Raw genomic sequence first — 21,194 nt, forward strand, 5'->3', positions numbered from 1 at the left:
AATAAAAATGAAATTAGCAGTTTTTGATTTTGATTCTACTTTGATGGATGGGGAAACTTTAGATATTATTGCAAGAGAAACAAATTTTGCTGATGAGATTTCTGAGATTACAGCAAAAGGAATGAGAGGAGAATTAGATTTTTTTGAGAGTTTGCAAAGTAGGGTAGCTTTACTTAAAGGTATAAAATTGGAAACTGTTAATGAAATTTGCAGTTCTCTTCCTATAATGAACGGAGCTAAAGAAACTATAGAAGAGCTCCATAAAAAAGGATATAAATGCGTATGCTTTTCAGGAGGCTTTAAAAATGCCACTGTCTTGTTTGCTCAAAAACTTAATTTAGATGCAGAGTTTTCTAATATATTTCATGTAAAGAATAATATTCTTACAGGAAAAGTAGGCGGAGAGATGATGTTTTCTGACAGCAAAGGAAATATGCTTTTAACTCTTCAAAAACTTCTTAATGTTTCTTATGACGATACTTTAGCAGTTGGCGACGGGGCTAATGATTTGAGTATGTTTAAGCATGCTAAAAATAGGGCAGCTTTCTGTGCTAAAGATATTCTAAAAAAAGAAGCAAATATCATAATAGATAAAAAAGATTTAAGGATTATATTAGATAATATTTAACTAAAAATTAATACTTAATATAAAAAATTTATTGTTAAAAAGAGGCTTTTTAAGTCTCTTTTTTTATGATTTGTTAATTTAATAATTTTTATACTTAATCTTTTCAAGTATTTTTAAAACAGGTCTTTTATACAAACTTAATGCTTCTAAATTTATATTATTTCTTATATATAAATTAATACGGTATAAACATTTCATTAAAACTAGTATTATTATTAATAAAATTTTTTTATTTATTTTTAAATATTTTGGGAACTTTTATATGAAATACTCGTCTAATAAATCAAGAAAAAACAAAATGTTTTACATCATTATCAAGGAGATTAAAAAATGAAAACTAAAATATTATTATCACTTTTTATTATTACATTAATATCATCAATGGCATTTGCTCAGCCTCCTGCTCCAGACCCTGCAGCTGGTGATAGAAGAAGATATGAACCAGTACCAAGAGATAGAAGAGAACCAGCTCCAAGACCTAGAGCAGGAGGTCCTAAAGGAGATATATACAGAATGTGCAGAAATGCAGGAGTATATTTAACAGATGAACAAATAGATGAAATTAGCAGAATATTTTATGAGTATGAATTAAAAATCAGTGATTTAGAATATCAAAAAAGAAATATTGATTATAAATTCAAATTGGAAAGAGAAAAAGTAGATATTGATTTAAATATCATAAAAGATTTAATAAATCAAAAGAAAGATTTAGAAAAAGAAATAGATTATCTTAGAGTAGAAAAAGATGTTGCCGTTTTAGATGTTCTTACAGATGAACAATTAGCACAATTAAATAGCTATAGGATGAGATACTATTATTACAGATAATTTATAAAATATATATACGATTTAATATTAGGAGGCTAATAAATAGCCTCCTTAAATTATAATTAATATGGCTTAGAATCAAATATATTTGGCATATCTGTAAATACTCCGTCTACTCCAATAGAATAAAGTTCATTAGCAAGCTCTAAAGAATTTACGGTATATATATAAAGTTCATATCCTTCATCCTTAATATTTTTAGCCAACTCTTTATTTATAGTTTGATCATATAAATGCATAGACTGAGGTTTTAATTCATCCGCTATTTCTTTCCAATGGTCTGTTTCTTCCCAAAGCAAAATACCAAATTTGGAATTCTTAGATATTTTTTTCAAAGTTCTAAGCATATCAAATTCAAAACTTGAATAAAATATAAGATCTTCTGCTTTATTATCAGCCACAGTTTTTACCGTATTTTCAACTATACTGTCCCAATATTTTTCATTTTTTGAGGCTTCACCCTTCAATTCCAAATTAACAATAGTATTTGTTTTTTTACATAAATCTATTAATTCTTTTAGAGTAGGTATTCTAGTGTTTTTGAATTTTTCATCTTTCCAAGAACCAGCATCTATATTTTGTATTGAGTTATAATCCAGATCATTGATAATACCGTCAAAATCTGTATGATCTTTAGTTTCATAATCATGAAATAAAACAAGTGTGCCGTCTTTTAATATTGTAACATCTGTTTCTATGCATTTTACTCCAAGTTCTACTGCTTTTTGAAATGATAACATAGTATTTTCAGGATATTGATGCGAAAATCCTCTATGAGCTATTACTTTTCTTAAATACATATAAAACTCCTTGAATCAATTTTTAGTATTAATTTGCGTTTGATTCTATTTTATTTTTTTCTTTTCTAATTTTTATTAATTTTGATAAAATTATCGCAGATAAAGCACCTATGATAGTAAAGATTAATCCTATTAAGAAAATATAATAATATCCTTGAGATGGATTATCTTTATTCATATCAATTAATGCACCATTTACTCCATAAGCCCAAAATACAGGAGAGTAGGTTAAAAAACTAGCAACTGCCATAGCAGATCCGCTGAATTCTTTAGGTATATTGGCCTCTCCTATAGGGGCAAAATAAACAGATCTTGATATAAATATAACAAAAGAATATATAAACATTAATATCATACTTATATATAAATAATTAGGATTTTTTGGAGTTAGCACTATACCTAGCAATACAACTACAGTTAATAATAGAGAGTAAGAAAGCATTTTTACAGGAGACTTAAACACTTTATCTCCTAATAATCCACCAATTATCCCGCCTAATATTCCTATTCCAGAAGCATTAAATAAACCAAAAACAACTGCTTGAGAAGTAGATAAACCAAAAACATTTTGCATATAAGGTACAGAATATACAACTGCTATATATGCTGTATATACTGACATACCAATAATACCTGATAACCATACTTCAGGATATAATAATGCTTTTATAAGTCCGGATAAAGCTTCTTTATTTTTTTCAGTGCTTGTTTCTGATTTTAACAGCTTTATATTAGGTATAAATTTAAATGATAAAAATACCCATAATACTATTAAAAAAGTATAAGCTGTTATTATTATTCTCATAGCAGTAGGGCTAGAGCCTAATGCTGCAAATATAAATAATGCTAAAGTATTCATACCTAATTCCATCGCTCTTCTTCCAGATTCTAATAATCCAAAAGCAATACCTTGATTTTCCTCACTTGCAAAAAGTCTGGTACCATTTAAAATAGCAGGCCAAAAGAAAGCATCTACTATTCCCCAAGACAAGGCAACTAAACATAATGATATATATGATGCATTTACTACTGCTACCATATATACTGTTCCTATGATTCTTATAATAAGTCCGCTGATAATTAATTGTCTAGGAGTAAATCGGTTGTTAAGCCATCCTGCTGGGATATAGAAAAACATAGCAGAACCTATTAATGTAAATAATACACCAAATTGAGTATTGGTAATATTTAACATTGTTATTAATGGTGTGTAAAAACTAGCTTTAAAAGCTTCAAAGGCACAATATATTATTTGCCCTGCTGTTATCACGGTTATAAATGCCCTAAAGTTTTCTTTGCTAGTAAAACCTAGTTTTTTTAATAACATAACTCATCTCCTTTTTTAGTACTATGTAATTCAGTATATAAATTATATAGCATTATACAATCCTGCAATAAGTATTATTTTTTTCAGTAATGATTAATATATTAATAATAGTATTTATAGCAGACTTGTTTAAAAACCAACTTTATTATTATAATCTTTTTGAGTACTTTGAAACAAGTCTAGTGTATATTTTTAATTTTTAATATATAATTATAATAAAAAATCTTATAGGGTATTCTTATGATAAAAGAGTTTAAAAATTTTATTATGAAAGGAAGCATATTGGATATGGCTGTCGGTATAGTTATAGGAGCATCATTTACAAAGATAGTTAATTCTTTTGTAGATGATATATTAATGCCTCCTATAGGTATGCTATTAAGCGGTATAGATTTTTCTAATATATTTATAGTTCTAAAAAAAGGTTCTGATAATATTGGAGTTTATAATTCTATAGCAGCTGCTAAAGAAGCTGGGGCTGTTGTTATTAGTGTAGGAGTTTTTTTGAATACTATTATAAGCTTTATTATTACTGCTTTTGCTATTTTTTTGATAATAAAGTTATTTAATAGAATGCAGGCAAAAATTTTAAAAAAAGAAAAAGATGATAAAGAATTAAAAGAAAAAACTTGTCCATATTGTTGTTCTAGTATTAATATTAATGCAGTAAAATGCCCAAATTGCACATCTGATTTGGTTATTAAATAATTATTTAAAATGTTTTTGTGACTTTATAATACTTTTATTTACATATATTATCATTTATAGTGAAATTTTATATTTTTTAGATATTATATATAGTAATATAGTGTGTTCTCATTATGTTATTATTATATAGAATTAAAAAAAATGTGTTCTCTATTTACAGATTAATATTTTTGTATATATTATATAATATACATATTAATTTAGGAGAAATACATGGAAAAAAAATTTAAACTTGGATTAGTACCTAGACTAATCATCGGAATTCTACTCGGTATATTCTTTGGACAGCATTTTATACCAGAAGTAATATCAAGAATTATTGTTACGGCATCTGGAATATTCAGCTCTTATCTAAAGTTTGTAATACCGCTAATGATAGTTTCCTATGTGTCTATGGGTATAGCTGATTTAAAAGAAGGCTCGGGATTCTTACTTCTTGTAACTTGTATACTCGCTTATGGTTCTACATTAATCGGTGGGTCAGCATCTTTTTTAGTAGCTTATAATCTATTTCCTAGTTTTATGAGTCCTGATGATATTCAAAGAATAGCTGATGCTGCTGGAAATTCTGTTTCACCTTATCTATCAATAACAGTAACCCCTCTTTTAGATACCTTAGCAGCAGTTTTATTTGCTTTCATAATAGGGCTTGGTATTTCTACTATGAGAGGAAAAGAAATAGGCGAATATTTGTACAATGTTTTTAAAGAGTTATCAACTATTATAGATAAAGTTTTACGAGTATCTATAATTCCTTTATTGCCTCTTTACATTTGTGGTACTTTTGTAGATATGACTAGATCTGGAAAAACTTTTGTAATTTTAGGCATATTATGGAAAGTATTCATAGTAGTAATAATAATGCATTTACTTTATCTATTAATAGCATTCTTAGTATCTGGTACAATAGGAAAGAAAAATCCTTTTATGCTTATGAAAAACCAAATAGCAGGATATGCAACAGCTTTAGGTACTCAGTCATCAGCTGCTACAATACCTGTAAATTTACAATGTGCTGAAAAAGACGGAATATCTGAACAAATAAGAAATTTCGTAGTACCTCTTTGTGCTAATATACACATGGCAGGTTCTATGATAACAATAACAGCATGTGCTACAGCAGTATGTTTAATGAATCAGATACCTATAACTTATACAACTGTATTACCTTTTATTGCTATGCTTGGTATAGCTATGATAGCTTCTCCTGGTGCTCCTGGCGGTTCAATAATGACAGCTTTGCCTTTCCTTTATATGGTTGGTCTTGGCGGTCCTGACAGTCCTTTAAGTGCCATAATGGTTGCTTTATACATCACTCAAGACTCATTCGGTACTGCTTGCAATGTATCCGGCGATAATGCTTTGGGTGTTATAGTTGATACAATCTATAAGAAAAAAGTTGTAAAAACAGACGCATAAAGTTGTCATAACATAAAAAAGCCGCTTATTAATTAATTTTAATAGGCGGTTTTTTTATTGAAATTATAAATATTAATCCATATTTAAATCTATTACTATGTCTATTTCAGTTATAGAACAATTTAATTTTTTGGCTATTTCTTCCTTACTTAAACCTTCTTTATAGAGCTTAATTATATCTTCATTCTTATTAGAAGTTTTTACTGTATTTTCTAAAGGTTCATTAACAAATGCTATAGTTTTGTCTTCTATAGGCTTATCATATATTGCCATATTTGTTTTAATGGTTCTATCTAATTTATTTCTTAATTTTTCTATAACTTCTCTTCTTGCTTCATCATCTATTGCTTTAGCTGCTGTATCTATGTTATTTTTTTTAGGTTTAGGTTTTATTTCTGCATTTTTTTCTTTTGTTTCTATTTTAGAGTTTATTTTTATATTATTATCTTCTATATCCAATTTTTTATTTTCATTATTCATTACTACATTATTATTAGAATTATGAAGTTCTATATTGTTGGATTCTTGTACGGAAATATCATCTTTTTTATTTATATTTTCTTCTGTTTTTATTTCTTCTTTTATTGCTGTAGATACATTATTAATATTATTATCTTTTTTATCACTTTGGAAGTTATTTAATTCTTTTACCAATCTGTTTGCTCTTACTATGGAATCTTCCAATATTGATATTCTTGATAAAGCTATATTATTAAATTCTTTTACTAGAGCTTCTATTTCTTCTCTTGCCTTTGACATAGTTTCTTTTTCTAGTCTTTCCCTAGCTTTTGAAACTATATAAATATAAAATAGCGGTAGGGTAACTGCCAATATAACTATATTAATGATTATAGATATTACAATTTGCATAATTAGATTAATTATCCTAAAAAATCTATTCTTGAACCTTTAGTTTTATCTGTTGCTGAAACCTCTTCTATTTCTATAATATTATTTTTTTCATCATTATCAGTATTATCTGTCATTCTTTTTTTATTCTTTTTTCTATAGGACATATATCCATGATCTTTTGGTCTTTGCTCATCTTTTTTTTCTTTAACCTTAGTTTCATCAGATATATTTTCAGACTTTACAACTGTAGAATCTTTTATATAGGAATCTCTATGTATATCTCTATCTTCTGACTGCATTGCAATAGTTTTTGCAGCCATTCTTACATGCTCCATACGGCCTATATGCGATTGCTGCATATATAATTGTTGCAAGTCTAAAGGTGCTATAGGCATCTTAAATCTCCATATATTATGCCTTAAATTTTATATCCTATATATTTAATATATACTTTTTTACTATTATTGCAAGTAAAAAAATCTATATATACATTATTATATAACAATATTAATTAATATTTATAAAATATAATTTAATAATATTTATTTATAAATAGAGTAGGCATAACCTATAATGGCAGATGCGGCAGATACATTTAGAGAATCAAAATCTGTAGAAGAATTTATGATAACACTTCCGTCTGAATTTTTTTTTAATATATCTCTAACTCCGCTATGTTCATTACCCAATATAATCGCAGTAGGAGAATTAAATTTAAAATCTTCTAATGAGGTTTCTCCTTTTTCACTTGCATAATATATCCAAAAACCCTTATCCTTCATAAAATCTATAACTCTATTTAAATTAGTTTCTATAGATATTGGCAAATGATATGCTGCCCCTTCTGATATTTCATAAACCTTTTCATTAATAGGGGCAGAATTATCTTTTGGCATTATAATTCCTGCTATATCAAAAAAATATGCATTTCTTATTATAGCTCCTAGATTATGAACATCAGTTATAGAATCTAATATAAATATTAAAGGATTTTCTTTTTTTTCAAATGCTTTTTCTATAAAACTTTCTATTCCTATTTCAGCATTTTCATCTATATCTGCAGCTACAGAATATATTTTTCCTACAATTTTTTCCATTTCATTTTTATCAACATTTTTAATTGATACTTTCTTTTTTTCAGCTAATTTGATAATATCTTTTTCTCTTTTTGAAATTGGAAATTTTATATATAAAGTTTTTACTAAATCTTTTGAAATAGCTTCAACTATTGCATTTTTACTTGTTATGAACATTATTTATTTTCCTAAATTTTTATTTTTATTATACATTAAAAATAAATTTTTTAAATGTTTATAATATGTATAAAATCATAAATGAATTAGGAATTATTTAATTCTGTCATATAAAGAATCTATTTTATCTTTATATGCCTCCATAACATTAGCTCTTTTTATTTTTAAAGACTGAGTTAAAAGCCCATTTTCTATTGTGAACTCTTCATCTGTGATTATCATTTTTGCTATAGCTTCATAAGGTCTGAATCCGTTCTTATAATTGATTAAATTATCTAACTCTTCTCTTATTAATTTATAAACATCTCTTGAAGAAGAAAGTGTATTTTCATCATAAGAAATTTTATGTTTATCAAAATATTCTTTTATATTTTCTTTATTTATTACTATAATAGCTCCTGTTGAAGCTTTATCCTGACCTATAAGCATGATTTGATGAATATAAGGCGATTCCAATGCTTTATTTTCTATAGGCTGAGGCTCTACATTTTCACCTGTAAGAAGAACTATTGTTTCTTTTGCTCTTCCTGTTAATACTATTTCACCTTGCTGAGTATATGCACCTAAATCTCCAGAATTAAAAAATCCATCAACTTTTGCCTGTTTAGTCAATTCCGGATCCTTATAATATTCTTTAAAAATATTAGGACCTTTTATATAGCATACTCCCATAACTCCGTCTTTACATATATTTCCTTCTTTATCTCTAATTTCTATTTTTACCTCTGGTATTGGAGCACCGCAAGTTCCTCTATAATTTTTATAAGGGGATCTCAATGTAACAACCGGAGAAGTTTCTGTTATACCCCATCCCACAACTAAGTTTATTCCAACAGCTTCAACAAAGTCTTCTATATACATAGGCAAAGCTCCGCCCCCTGATATAGTGAGACGCATTTTACCGCCTGTTAATTCTAATATTTTACTATATACCATTTTTTTGGCCATTTTATGATAAAGAGGATCAAATATACCTATGCTGTACTCTGATTTTTTATGGCTTTTATATTCATCGCCTAATAAATAAACTAAATCATTCTGAAATCTTAGACTTCTTATATATTTTAAAGATCTTTTTATGAAAAATTTTGCAAGATTTCTAGCTATTGTTCCTTTTCTGTCTATGTTTTTCATTACCGTATTATATATATTAACCCATATTGCAGGTACAGAAATAAATATATCAGGTTTTTCTTCTGTGAAATCATTTTTTAAATATCTCTTATTTGTAATAGCTGTAAAACAACCTGTTATTGCTGTTACATAAGATATTGTTCTCTCGTATATATGCCAAATAGGAAGTATAGTGAGAAGTTTTTCTCCCGGCTGCAATTTTATTATGTCCGGAAGAACTCTTATATTATGAAGTATATTTCCATGCGTGAGTATAACTCCTTTAGGTTTTCCTGTAGTTCCGGAAGTATATATTATAGTTGCTGTACTTTCATTAGTTAATTTTGATGCCTTTTTTACAGCAAACTCTTCATCGCCATTTAAACTCTCTTCACCAAGTTCTAAAAGCTTTTCAAAAGAATATATATTATTATCTGGATCATGTTTAAAACTGTCAAGAAAAACTATTAATGATAAATCCTTATGATGTTTTTTTATCTTATTAAAAACATATTCATTTTCTACTAGAACTGCTTGTGCTTCGCTATGTTCTATTATGTAATTCAATTCATCGGATGTAGAATCTATGCCTCTTGGAACATCAGCAGATCCTAATGCTAAAAGTGCCATATCTGATATAAACCATTCTATCCTATTTTCCGAAAATATAGCAACATGTTTCTTTGATAATCCTTTAAGATCGAATGCCTTAGCGACAGCATTTATTTTATCATAAAGTTTTTTATATGTGATTGTAATTTTTTCTTCGTTATTATCCCTATATCTGTAAGCAGGACTTTGAGGCATTTTTTTTACTGTTTCAAAAAATGCACTAGGTATAGATGTGTAATTTTTCATAATCTCTCCATAATTAATTATCACTATTTAACTATAAAATAATACATAGTCAATTATAACTATAATACATATTAAAAATATTACAAGCGATTTGATATATATTTTATTACATTTTCGCTATATGATGATACTGTAAATATATTTAATATTGATTTTGATGCGTTTATGATATTATTTTTTATATTTTTATCATTATATGCTAATAGTATAGAATTCTCTATTTCATCTGTGTCTTCCATATTGCAGCTAATAGATAAATCTTTAACTGCTTCATATACTCCTGATTTATTGGATATTATAGATATACAAGAAGAATATAATGCTTCTATAACAGTAAGACCAAATGGTTCATTAACGGCCGGCATTATTAAAGCGTAACTTTCATTCATCAATTCTCTTTTTTCTTCATCGGTTACAAAACCTTTAAATATAATATTATTATTCATATTTATTTTTTCTGTTAGTTTTTTTAAATAATTTTCATGTTTGCCTTTTCCTGCTATTATAAATCTTAATTCTTTATCTTCTATTTTTTCAATAAATGATTTAAAAGCAATAATAGCCTTTTCCAAATTTTTAGGTTTTTCTATTCTTCCTATGTATAGAAAATGTTTTCCTTCATTGATAGGCATAATATTTTCTATATCAGATATGCAAGGATATATAACTTCAGCTTCTCTATCATAAACTCTTTTTACTGCCTCTTTAGTTCTTATACTGTTTGACATTATATAATTTATTTTTTCTATTCCAAATCTATCTAAATACATTGTATATCTTGCAATTATATCCCATGTGTTTTGAAGTTTTTTATAGCTTTTATCATCATATCCGTAAAGCCTTACACTAGGTTCATGACAATACCAAAAACTTTTTGGAAGTTTAATATTATTTTTTTGTGCATATTTTGAGGCAAAACCAAAGAATATAGATGCCGGAAAATTATGTATTAAAACAGCATCATAATCCCTTAATTCATTTGCTAGAAATTTAGATACTTTATTAAAAACAAAAGGATTTAATTTTAAATCGGTTTTTATCTGTTTTATGTAGTTTGGAATATTATTCCTTAATCTATAAGTATATATCGTTACTTCTATATTTAATGTATGACAATATTTTGAAAATGAAAGTATTACATTTTCTGCACCGCCATTGTATCCAAAAGTAGGATGAAGTATAGCTAATTTTTTCATATTATAGTTATTCATTTCACTAATAATGATTTATTTTTTAATAATTTTAATTATATTATAAACCTAAAAAGATTAGATTTATAAAATAAATTTAAAGTTTATCTGACTTATTTCATTTAAATAACATAAAATTCTATGATTAATACCGATAATATTAGCAAATTATTGAAAATATTATTTATTTATTATATAATTAATAAATAAATGAGTGATTGGGGTTTTTTATGATAATAACAAATAATATTAATGCAATTAGAGCAAATAGATATTTAAAAGTTAATTCTACTGAGCATAAGAAAAAATTTCCTAGTTTATTTGCAGGTGATAAAGGACCTCTAGTACAGAGAAGATATATACTTCGTGCAGAAAAAAATACCCAAGACGGCATATCTTTTATACAGACAGCTGACGGATATTTGGATGAAACAATAAATATATTGCAGCGTATTAGAGAATTATCAGTAAAATCTGCAAATGGAATATACAATAATTCTGACAGAGCATATATTCAGGCAGAAGTATCAAATTTAATAGATGAAATAGATAGGGTAGCTAGTCAGGCACAATTTAATACTTTAAATATATTGACAGGAAGATTCTCAAATACTGTTAATGCATCAGCAAGTATGTGGATTCATATAGGTCCTAGCAGAGATCAGAGAAAGAGAATTTATATTGCTACAATGACTGCAAATTCTTTAAAATTAAAAAATGAATTCAACAGTTATGTTTCTGTATCTTCAGTAAGCAAAGCAAATAGAACTATAGGAATAATAGATGAAGCTATAGGATATGTTATTAAACAAAGATCTGATTTAGGAGCTTATAAAAATAGATTTAATACATATATTCAAGGACTTATGACTTCTTATGAGAATGTAATTGCTTACGGCAGTAAAAAAATGGATAGAGATGTAGCTGAAGCTTCTATTTTTGAGGCTATAAGCTCAATAAAATCGCAGTCTGCTTTAGCTATGCTTGTACATTCTAATAATTTACCTAAAGATGCTTTGAATTTATTAAGATAGTCTCATAATTTGATTTAATTTTACAATTATGATATAATCGTATTAAAATTTTATAATAAGGGTTACAAAATGAAACTTAATAGTTTAACATTTAAAATACCGCTTATTATGGGACTTTCTATTACATTATCAATATTTGTAATAACAGGTATAATGTTTTTAATATCATTGAAGTCCGTTGATATAGCGGCTCAAAATGGATTTGAAACTACAGCCGTTGCTTATGAAAGCACGGTTAATCTATGGATAGAAGAACAACAATCAAAGGTAGATTCTTTTTCTACAAATCAAAGTATTATTAATTATTTATTAGATAGGACAGAAGAAAATGCACAAATTGCAGCTGATAGTCTTTCAGAATTTAAAAATTATAGAAAATCATCACTTCATTTTGTAATTTTAGATACGGATGGAAAGGTTTTGCTTGATTCTGAAGGCGGCAGTTTAATGAATTATAATCATGGCTCGGATTCTGATTTTTATTCATATAGAAATAATTCTGAAAATGAGAGAATATGGATTTCTAAATCGGCTATAACAGGAAAGCCTGTATTCAAAATGTATTCGGATATAAATGATGCTAATGGTAATATAATAGGCGTGTTATCATATCATATTGATTGGGCTGATTTTATAGGACATTCTATATCCAATTATAAATACGGCGAAACAGGAAATATTATCATAATAGATGAAAATAAGAATGTAATAGCTTCTAAAGATGAAACTAAAGTATTAACTAGTCTTTCAGAATTTGAGCCTTTAAAAGATATTACAGAGCTTAAAACAGGAATAAAACATTATAGAGGTGAAGATGGAAAACTTTATATGCTTTATTTTAACACTATTATTTATCCTCATTGGTATATAATAGTAACTATAACTGAAAGCGAGCTTTATAGTCCTGTTAATAATATGTTAAGACATCCTATATATATAGCTGCTATTTTAATTATTTTATTTATTATTCTAATTTGGCTATTTTCAAGATATATAACATCTCCTATTAAAGAGATTGTTAAAGAGGCTGATAATATTGCAAATGGAGATTTGACCACTGTAATATCTCAAAAACATTTGAATAGAAAAGATGAAATAGGTGATATTTTAAATAGCTTTAATAAAATGAAAAAAGTTATAAAGGATATTATTAAAGTTGTAAATTCAAATATATCGCAAACAAAAAGAACAGCTTATAGTTTATATTATTCAAATAAAGATCTTTCAGAAAGAACTATATCTCAGGCATCGGATATAAATGAAACAACATCATTTATGAAAAATATTTCTTTAGCTATAGATGAGTCTACAGATAATATGAAATCTATGAGTGAAGGTATGATAGATGCTAGAAATGAAATAAATAATGCCGGATCTATAATATTTGATACTGCTAAAAATACAGAGCTTGTTTTTGAATCTAGTAAAAAGATAGCTGATATTATAAAGATAATTGAAGATATAGCGTTTCAAACTAATATATTGGCTTTAAATGCATCTGTAGAGGCAGCAAGGGCAGGAGAGCAGGGCAGAGGATTTGCAGTTGTTGCTTCAGAAGTTAGAAACTTAGCATTGAATACATCCGAGTCAGCTAAAAATATCACTTCTCTAATAGAAGATAGTAATGATAAAATTAAAAAAGCTACCGATTCTGCTAATATGTCGCAAAAATTATTTGTAGAAATAAAGAAAAAAATAGAAAATACTACTAATATAATGAAAGAGATGGTTGTAAAAATTAATAAACAGCAGGAAGATGTTTCTAAAATTAATAATTCTATGCTTAGTATAGATGCCAAAACTAAAGATAATGCTGATTTAGTTGAACTTATGAAAAATTCTTCTTCAGAATTAGAGAAACAAACTAATAACTTTTTTAGTGCTGTAAGTTTCTTCAAAACCGGTGTTTATCATTTGGATTGGTCTGAAAGTTATAATACTAATAATGAGCATATAGATGAACAGCATAAAAAATTATTAAATTTTATTAATGATATATATTCTGCCATATATGAAGAAGATGAGGATAGAGTAAAAAATGTATTTAATATGACATTAGATTATACTAAATACCATTTTGCTGATGAAGAAAAACTTCAAAAAGAAAATGCTGATAGATATAAAAAAATAAAAGAGCATTTTGAACAGCATAGAAGTTTTGAGAATTTAGTGTCTAAAAAGATTTCTGAATTGAATACATCTAATAATTGGAAAAATACGGCTTTAGATATGGCAAATATTTTGAGTAAATGGCTTATTCAGCATATAGGGGTTTGGGATAAAGAATTTGTAAAAATAGCTGGAATATAGTAATAAAATTTTATATTATACACGATATTATTATAAAAATATTTTGCAATATAAAAAACTTTTATTATATTTTTAATATATAATTATTTCATAAAAAGTGAATATTATATACTTATTGATAATTAATGCTTATAAGATATATATGCTATATTGAAATTTATTTTTATAAGTGTTATTATTTTATCTATACATAAAAAATATACTTCGGAGAGAAAGTATGAAAATATATAGTTTAAGGTTTAAAATACCTTTTTTATTTGTAACTGCTATAGTTTTGTCTATATTACTTAGTGTTGGGGTTGTATTATTCTTTAGTACAAAGGTTATAGATGATGCTGTTGAAAGCGGATTTGAATCTACATCAATTTCTTATAAAAATTTAATCAATCTTTGGTTAGAGGATAATTATTCTTCTATGAAAAATTTTATTACTTCTGAGGCATTAATAAATTTTTTATTAAATATTGAAGATGAAACTTTAAAACTTAGGGCTGAAGAAGCTTTAAAATATTTCAAAACTTCAAAAAGTTCATTTATTAATTTTATATTATTAGATTTAAACGGAAACTCTATAATAGATTCTGAAAACGGTATTCTCAATAATGTAACTATGGATAAAAATGATGAAGGTTGGAAGAAATTTGTTTCCGGCGGATATAATCAGGGAGGCGAGGCAAGTGTAAGTAAATCAGTTGCCACTGGAAATCCTACTTATAGAATATGGGCTGGAATAAAAGATAATACCGGAAGGGTTATAGGAGTATTATCTGGAAATGTAGATTGGGGAAATTTAATTAATGGATATATTTTAAATGTAAAAATCGGAGAAACCGGAAAAATATCCATAATAGACGGAAATAAAAAAATATTAGCTCATAATGACAAGAATAAAATTTTAACTACTGCAGAAAGTTATCTTCCTTATGATGAGGTTTTAAAAAATAAAAACGGTATTATGCATTATAAGGATAGTTCTGATAATCAAAAGTATTTAATGTCATACTACAATGTAGATAATACAGATTGGTATATCATAATAACTATTTTAGAAAAAGAATTATATTCTTCATTAGGAAAAACTATTATATTCTCAATATTATTCGGAATAGCTATAATAATTATTGTAACTATTGTTATTATAGCATTTACAAGAAGATTAACATCTCCGCTTAAAGAAGCTTTGAGATTGGCGAATTTAATATCTAAAGGAGATTTGACTTTTGATGTAAATAATAAATATTTTGAAAGAAAAGATGAAACAGGAGAATTAATAAAAAGTTTTGATGATATAAAAACATCTATAAGAGATATTATAGATGTAGCTAATTCTAATGTTGCTTTGACTAAGAGAACTGCTTATTCTTTATCATATTCAAATAAAGATTTGGCTACTAGAACTTTGGATCAGGCATCAGATTTGGAAAAGACTGCCGAAGCTACAGAGGAGATTTCAAGCACTATAAAGAAAACAGCAGAAAATGCTTCTATTATTAATGATATGATGACAGATGCAAGAAACGCAGTAGAAAAAGCCGGAAGCATCATTGCTGAAACAGCTCAAAATACTAGTCAGGCATTTGAATACAGTCAAAAGATTAGCGGATTAGTAAAGTTTATTGAAGATATAGCATTCCAAACTAATATATTGGCTTTGAACGCTTCAGTAGAGGCAGCAAGGGCAGGAGAGCAGGGCAGAGGATTTGCAGTTGTTGCTTCTGAGGTTAGAAATTTGGCACAAACTACTCAAAGCTCTGTTAATAATATTACTTCATTTATTACAGAAAGTAATGATAAGGTAAAAAAAGCAACTGATTCTGCTAATATGTCCAGAACTTTATTTGAAGATATAGAAAGTAAAATTGAAGAGACTACAAGAGTTATAGCTGATATGGCCAATACTACTAAAGAACAATTAATAGGTATAGACAGCATAAATAGTGCTATGTCTAATATGGATGCTCAAACTCAAGATAATAGTACATTAGTTTCATCTATGCATGAATCATCTAAGGAACTTGAAGATCAAATGGAGCAGTTATCCAATGCTATGTCTTTCTTTAAGGTTGGTGCTAAAAAGTTAGAATGGCTTGATCAGTATTATACTCATAATAAAACTATAGATAGTCAGCATGTTCAGATAATAGAATATGCTAATAAGGTTCATACAGCTTTATATAATGGTGTAAAAGAAGATGTTGATGAAGCATTTAAAGGTGCTATTAATTATACTAAATACCATTTTTCTGAAGAACAAAAAATACAGGTTGCTCACAAAGATAAATATCATAAGATTAAAGAGCATTTTGAAGAACATAGAAGATTTGAAAAGGCTATTGATGATCAATATAAAGCATTTAAATCCAGCAATGATTGGCGTCAGATAGCTATTGACTTTTCTGATCTTTTAGCTAAACTGCTAATAGAGCATATAGGTGTATGGGATAAAGAGTTTGTAAAAATTGCCGGTATAAAAGATTCTTAAAATATTATTTCCAATTAGAACCAAATGGAGAGCTTTCTATAAGTCTATTATAGAAAAGCTCTCTTGTTTTATTTAAAAACTTTTTTGTTTCTTCGCTTGAATAATCCGCATAAGTCCATTCTAATTCACTGTATCCTTTTTTCTTTTTATATATCAGAGTTAAATCTGCAAATACTCCGTCTTTTAAATATATCCTATGCGTAAAATTTTTATTTGTAACTAGAATAAAATTTTCCAAAGTTAATATGGCAGGATCTATATTGATTTTTCTTCTATTATTTTCATCTGAATATTCTTTTTCTATAATGTCTGTTATTTTTTTTACATCGCTTATGTAATCTCTTTCTATCATATCTTTAAAAACTACAAATCTTTTATTTAGATATTCTCCCATTTCTTCTTTATAATAAACAGAATGTGAAAATAAATATTCATCACTTATAATCTCAATTTCACCAAAATGATAAATGAGTTTTTCTAATACACAATTATATACATCTATGTTATTATACATTAATGCAGTAACAAGAACTGCTTTTGATTGTTTTAATACTTTACTCATAGTTACTATATTATTTTAATTTATATTTCTATATGTTTTAATGTACATTATATATCTTCTATTGACAAAAATACTTTATTATGTTAATGTATATAGGCTATTAATTATGCAATCAATAATATATTTCTAAAATGAAATTTATCTTTTTTATATGCCTCATATTACACATATTTTGTTAAGATATAAAAATCTCTAAAACCCTAACATCATTTATTTTAACAAACTCTTGATAAAGTATAATATGAGGCACCTTTATTTATTTTATAAAAAACATTATTCTATACATTCGCAAAGTATTGATACAGCTTTTTCTAATTCCTTTTCTGTAATTGTTAGCGGAGGAAGAAGTCTTATCTTATTTTTTGCAGTTAAAGGAATAATACCATTTGATATACATTTCTCTACTATTTCTCTAGCATTCAATCCTTCTTTAAGTCCTATTCCAAGCATTAGACCTATTCCGTCTACACTTACTACATTATCAAGTTTCATTAATTTGCTTTTTATATATTTGGATTTCTTTTCAACTTCTTTTAGTAAATTTTTATCTATTATATTTAATACTTCCAAAGCACCGGCAGCAACAACAGGATTAGCTCCGAATGTAGAAGCATGATCTCCCGGAACAAATACATCAGAGCATTTTTTACTCATAAGCATAGCACCTATAGGAAGACCGCCTCCTAAACCTTTAGCTATAGTAGTAATATCCGGCTTAATTCCAAAATGTTCAGAACATAGAAACTTTCCTGTTCTTCCTGCTCCTGTCTGAACTTCATCAATTATAAAAAGTATATCATTTTCACTGCAGTATTTATGTACTTTCTGCACATATTCTTTATCAAGAGGTATAACTCCGCCTTCTCCTTGTATAAGCTCCATCATTACAGCACAAGCATTGTCTTTTAATTTCTCTATAGTATCTTCATAGTTGTTAGCTTCTGCAAATGAAAAACCTTCTAAAAATGGAAAAAAGTAATTATGAAAAACTTCCTGACCTGTAGCTGATATTGTAGCCATAGTTCTGCCATGAAAAGAATTTTTTAGAGTTACTATTTTATTTCTTTTATAGTCTTTATTATTATCAGCATATTTATTGAAAGAATATTTTCTTGCACATTTTATAGCTGCTTCATTTGCTTCAGCACCAGAATTGCAGAAAAACACTTTATCATATTTTGTAATAGTGCATAGCTTTTTAGCTAAATCAATATAAGGCTTTGTATAGTAAAGATTAGATGTATGCTGCAAGGTTTTTAATTGATTAGTTACCGCATTTATATAATTTTTATTACCGTAACCAATGCTATTAACTCCGATTCCGCTTCCTAAGTCAATATATTCTTTTCCTTCTATATCTTTTAATTTAGCACCGTTTCCTGATTCCAATACTAAATCAAATTTCGCATAAGTATTCGCCACATATTTTTTACTGTTATTAATATATTCTTTTTTTAATTTTAGTTTTTCAGTGTTTTCAGGATTTTGTTTATTTGTTTTTTTGCATGCCATATTTTTACCCTCATTTGTATTTGTTAATTATTTTTTATCTAATTATTAATCTTTATAAAACATAGTTCCTATACCTTCATCAGTGAACATTTCTATTAATAATGAATGGTATAATCTTCCGTCTATTATAAATACTTTTGATACTCCATTCTCAACTGCATCTATACAATGCTTAACTTTAGGTATCATTCCTCCGGATATAGTTCCGTCTTTTATAAGATTATTTATATCTTTAATATTAATTTGACTTATTAAAGAGTTTTCATCATCTTTATTTTTTAAAAGTCCCGGAGTATCAGTCATATATATTAAAGTTTCAGCTTTCATACTTTCAGCTATTTTAGCAGCAGCGGTATCAGCATTAATATTGTAAATATTTCCTTCATCATCGCATCCTACAGTAGCAACTATTGGAATATATTTATTTGATATAATAGTATTAAGCAAATCTGTATTAACATTATCAATGTCTCCTACAAACCCCAAATCATCATCACTTTTATATTTACTTACTTTAAACATCTTGCCGTCAATACCGCATATACCAAGACATTTGCCTCCGCAGTTTTCAAGCGATGCAACTAATTCTTTATTAACTTTACCCGAAAGAACCATATTTACTATTTCAGCAGTTTCACTGTCAGTATATCTAAACCCATTTATAAATTTTGATTCTTTTCCTATTTTATTAAGCATAGAAGTGATATCTTTACCTCCTCCATGCACAACTATAACATTTATTCCTACAGTAGAAAGCAAAGCAACATCACTCATAACTTTCTTTTTCAATTCAGGGTTTTCCATAGCACTTCCGCCGTATTTTATTACAACAGTTTTTTCTGTATATTTTTGTATATAAGGCAATGCCTGATTAAGTATAAATGCTTTATCTCTGTTTGAAATATTATCCATTTTTTATTTCCTTTATATTATTTAACTTCTGTAAGAGCCATTAATTTTTACATAATCGTAAGTCAAATCACATCCCCAAGCAACTGCCTTACTTGTACCACAGTTCATATTAATTGTAATTCTTATCTCATCTTCTTTTAATATTTTTAAAGCCTCTTCTTCGCTGAACTCCACTCCATAACCATCTTTATAAACATTCATTTCTCCGTATTTAGAACCTACATTTATAGATACTTTATTAATATCAAAATCAGCATCTTCAGTATAGCCTATAGCACATGAAATCCTGCCCCAATTCATATCGCAGCCGAACATAGCAGCTTTTACTAAGTTTGAAGTAATTACAGATTTTGCTATTTTTCTAGCCAATTTTATATCGCTAGCATTTATTACTTCGCATTCTATTAATTTTGTAGCACCTTCTCCGTCTTTTGCCATTTGTCTTGATAAATAAGTATTAGCCATATTTAATGCTTTACAGAATATCTTATAATTATCATCTTCTTTATCTATTAAAGTATTTTCAGCTTCGCCATTAGCAAGCACCACGCACATATCATTAGTAGAAGTATCTCCATCAACACTAATCATATTGTATGTAGATTTCACATCCTCGCTTAATGCTTTTTGAAGCATTTCACTTGTAATACTGCAATCAGTAGTTAAAAATGCAAGCATTGTAGCCATATTGGGGTGAATCATGCCGCTTCCTTTTGATGTTCCCCCAATATGAACTTTTTTACCGTCAATTTCAAATTCATAAGCTATTTCTTTCATGAATGTATCAGTAGTCATTATTGCACTTGCTGCATTTTTAGCATGCTCTGCAGAGTGATTAGCATTGTTCATAAGTTCTTTTATATTTTTTTGTATAGGCTCTATATTAAGAGGAACTCCTATAACGCCTGTAGAAGCAACTGCAACATCTTTTTCATCTATACCCAATACATCAGCAGTGAGTTTGCACATTTCTTTTGCCTTTTCAACCCCGTCTTTATTGCAAGTATTAGCATTACCAGAATTACATATAACAGCTTTTGCTTTACCGTCTTTCAAATGTTCTTTGCTTACTATGATATTCGCTCCGCATACTTTATTCTGTGTATATACAGCTCCCACTGAACATAAACTTTCACTGTAAATTATTGCTAAATCTTTTTTTTCGCTATTCTTTTTTATACCAGCATGTATTCCGTTTGCTTTGAAACCTTTAGCAGCACATACACCGCCTTCAATTTGTTTAATGTTTGTCATCTATTTAATCTCCTATTATTGCTAAAACTTATCATTAATAAAAATTGTTATATGCCTATAATTCTTATATTTTATTAAAAAGCTGTAGAAATTCAATTCAATCCCTCATCTTTTATTATTGCTGGCTATAAACTCACTTTTAATTAACTGAC

18 protein-coding genes are annotated in these 21,194 nt (G+C 27.3%); 7 read left to right on the plus strand and 11 right to left on the minus strand.

What is annotated here, in order from left to right; translation table 11 throughout:
* Positions 1-7: 7 nt before the first annotated feature.
* Both serB and BHAMNSH16_RS00525 read left to right on the plus strand, forming a co-directional pair.
* A complete protein-coding gene (serB, locus tag BHAMNSH16_RS00520; protein ID WP_008726949.1) occupies positions 8-628 on the plus strand; it encodes a phosphoserine phosphatase SerB in 621 nt (206 codons plus the stop codon).
* A gap of 330 nt (positions 629-958) precedes the next feature.
* The gene (locus BHAMNSH16_RS00525; RefSeq protein ID WP_008726948.1) at positions 959-1,456 is read left to right on the plus strand and encodes a Spy/CpxP family protein refolding chaperone; all 498 of its coding nucleotides are present in this window, start codon (positions 959-961) and stop codon (positions 1,454-1,456) included.
* A 62-nt stretch (positions 1,457-1,518) separates the two neighbouring features.
* Here BHAMNSH16_RS00525 and BHAMNSH16_RS00530 read toward each other — a convergent pair whose 3' ends face one another.
* Both BHAMNSH16_RS00530 and BHAMNSH16_RS00535 read right to left on the minus strand, forming a co-directional pair.
* Positions 1,519-2,256: a glycerophosphodiester phosphodiesterase gene (locus BHAMNSH16_RS00530; RefSeq protein WP_008726947.1), complete on the minus strand. Its 738-nt coding sequence runs from the start codon at positions 2,254-2,256 to the stop codon at positions 1,519-1,521.
* Between the two features lie 28 nt (positions 2,257-2,284).
* On the minus strand, positions 2,285-3,583 hold the full coding sequence (locus BHAMNSH16_RS00535; RefSeq protein ID WP_008726946.1) for an MFS transporter: 1,299 nt from the start codon (positions 3,581-3,583) through the stop codon (positions 2,285-2,287).
* Between the two features lie 240 nt (positions 3,584-3,823).
* On the opposite strand from BHAMNSH16_RS00535, the gene mscL reads away from it, so the two are divergent.
* Both mscL and BHAMNSH16_RS00545 read left to right on the plus strand, forming a co-directional pair.
* Positions 3,824-4,291: a large conductance mechanosensitive channel protein MscL gene (gene mscL, locus BHAMNSH16_RS00540; protein WP_069726864.1), complete on the plus strand. Its 468-nt coding sequence runs from the start codon at positions 3,824-3,826 to the stop codon at positions 4,289-4,291.
* A gap of 213 nt (positions 4,292-4,504) precedes the next feature.
* Positions 4,505-5,710, plus strand: coding sequence for a dicarboxylate/amino acid:cation symporter (locus tag BHAMNSH16_RS00545; RefSeq protein WP_008727682.1), 1,206 nt, complete (start codon positions 4,505-4,507; stop codon positions 5,708-5,710).
* 72 nt (positions 5,711-5,782) lie between these two features.
* On the opposite strand, the gene BHAMNSH16_RS00550 is transcribed toward BHAMNSH16_RS00545, so the two are convergent.
* From BHAMNSH16_RS00550 to BHAMNSH16_RS00570, 5 genes are all read right to left on the minus strand, one after another.
* Positions 5,783-6,580, minus strand: a complete 798-nt coding sequence (locus BHAMNSH16_RS00550; RefSeq protein WP_008727683.1) for a DUF6115 domain-containing protein — start codon at positions 6,578-6,580, stop codon at positions 5,783-5,785.
* An 11-nt stretch (positions 6,581-6,591) separates the two neighbouring features.
* On the minus strand, positions 6,592-6,957 hold the full coding sequence (locus tag BHAMNSH16_RS00555) for a hypothetical protein (RefSeq protein WP_069731998.1): 366 nt from the start codon (positions 6,955-6,957) through the stop codon (positions 6,592-6,594).
* A gap of 147 nt (positions 6,958-7,104) precedes the next feature.
* Entirely contained in the window at positions 7,105-7,815 is a 711-nt protein-coding gene (gene rlmB, locus BHAMNSH16_RS00560) for a 23S rRNA (guanosine(2251)-2'-O)-methyltransferase RlmB (protein ID WP_069731999.1), read from the minus strand.
* 93 nt (positions 7,816-7,908) lie between these two features.
* On the minus strand, positions 7,909-9,786 hold the full coding sequence (locus tag BHAMNSH16_RS00565; RefSeq protein WP_008726862.1) for an AMP-dependent synthetase/ligase: 1,878 nt from the start codon (positions 9,784-9,786) through the stop codon (positions 7,909-7,911).
* A gap of 80 nt (positions 9,787-9,866) precedes the next feature.
* The gene (locus BHAMNSH16_RS00570) at positions 9,867-10,997 is read right to left on the minus strand and encodes a glycosyltransferase family 4 protein (protein ID WP_069732000.1); all 1,131 of its coding nucleotides are present in this window, start codon (positions 10,995-10,997) and stop codon (positions 9,867-9,869) included.
* Positions 10,998-11,206: 209 nt separating this feature from the next.
* Between BHAMNSH16_RS00570 and BHAMNSH16_RS00575 the strand changes: the two genes are divergently transcribed.
* The 3 genes from BHAMNSH16_RS00575 to BHAMNSH16_RS00585 all read left to right on the plus strand — a co-directional run bounded on the left by BHAMNSH16_RS00575 (position 11,207) and on the right by BHAMNSH16_RS00585 (position 16,802).
* Positions 11,207-12,010 carry a flagellin N-terminal helical domain-containing protein gene (locus BHAMNSH16_RS00575; RefSeq protein ID WP_008727443.1) on the plus strand — a complete coding sequence of 268 codons (804 nt, stop codon included), beginning with the start codon at positions 11,207-11,209 and terminating at the stop codon, positions 12,008-12,010.
* A 69-nt stretch (positions 12,011-12,079) separates the two neighbouring features.
* Positions 12,080-14,320 (plus strand): methyl-accepting chemotaxis protein, encoded by a 2,241-nt coding sequence (locus BHAMNSH16_RS00580; RefSeq protein WP_069732001.1) that lies wholly within the window; start codon positions 12,080-12,082, stop codon positions 14,318-14,320.
* A 217-nt stretch (positions 14,321-14,537) separates the two neighbouring features.
* Positions 14,538-16,802 (plus strand): methyl-accepting chemotaxis protein, encoded by a 2,265-nt coding sequence (locus BHAMNSH16_RS00585; RefSeq protein ID WP_008727442.1) that lies wholly within the window; start codon positions 14,538-14,540, stop codon positions 16,800-16,802.
* 4 nt (positions 16,803-16,806) lie between these two features.
* Here the strand turns inward: BHAMNSH16_RS00585 and BHAMNSH16_RS00590 are convergent, their stop codons facing one another.
* From BHAMNSH16_RS00590 to argJ, 4 genes are all read right to left on the minus strand, one after another.
* Positions 16,807-17,364, minus strand: coding sequence for a DUF4416 family protein (locus tag BHAMNSH16_RS00590; protein ID WP_069732002.1), 558 nt, complete (start codon positions 17,362-17,364; stop codon positions 16,807-16,809).
* Between the two features lie 273 nt (positions 17,365-17,637).
* The gene (locus tag BHAMNSH16_RS00595) at positions 17,638-18,876 is read right to left on the minus strand and encodes an aspartate aminotransferase family protein (RefSeq protein ID WP_008728048.1); all 1,239 of its coding nucleotides are present in this window, start codon (positions 18,874-18,876) and stop codon (positions 17,638-17,640) included.
* 45 nt (positions 18,877-18,921) lie between these two features.
* Positions 18,922-19,788, minus strand: coding sequence for an acetylglutamate kinase (gene argB / locus BHAMNSH16_RS00600; protein WP_008728049.1), 867 nt, complete (start codon positions 19,786-19,788; stop codon positions 18,922-18,924).
* 21 nt (positions 19,789-19,809) lie between these two features.
* Positions 19,810-21,042, minus strand: coding sequence for a bifunctional glutamate N-acetyltransferase/amino-acid acetyltransferase ArgJ (gene argJ / locus BHAMNSH16_RS00605; protein WP_008728050.1), 1,233 nt, complete (start codon positions 21,040-21,042; stop codon positions 19,810-19,812).
* Positions 21,043-21,194: the final 152 nt, after the last annotated feature.

It is taken from the genome of Brachyspira hampsonii, from assembly GCF_002214805.1.
GTDB lineage: Bacteria > Spirochaetota > Brachyspiria > Brachyspirales > Brachyspiraceae > Brachyspira > Brachyspira hampsonii.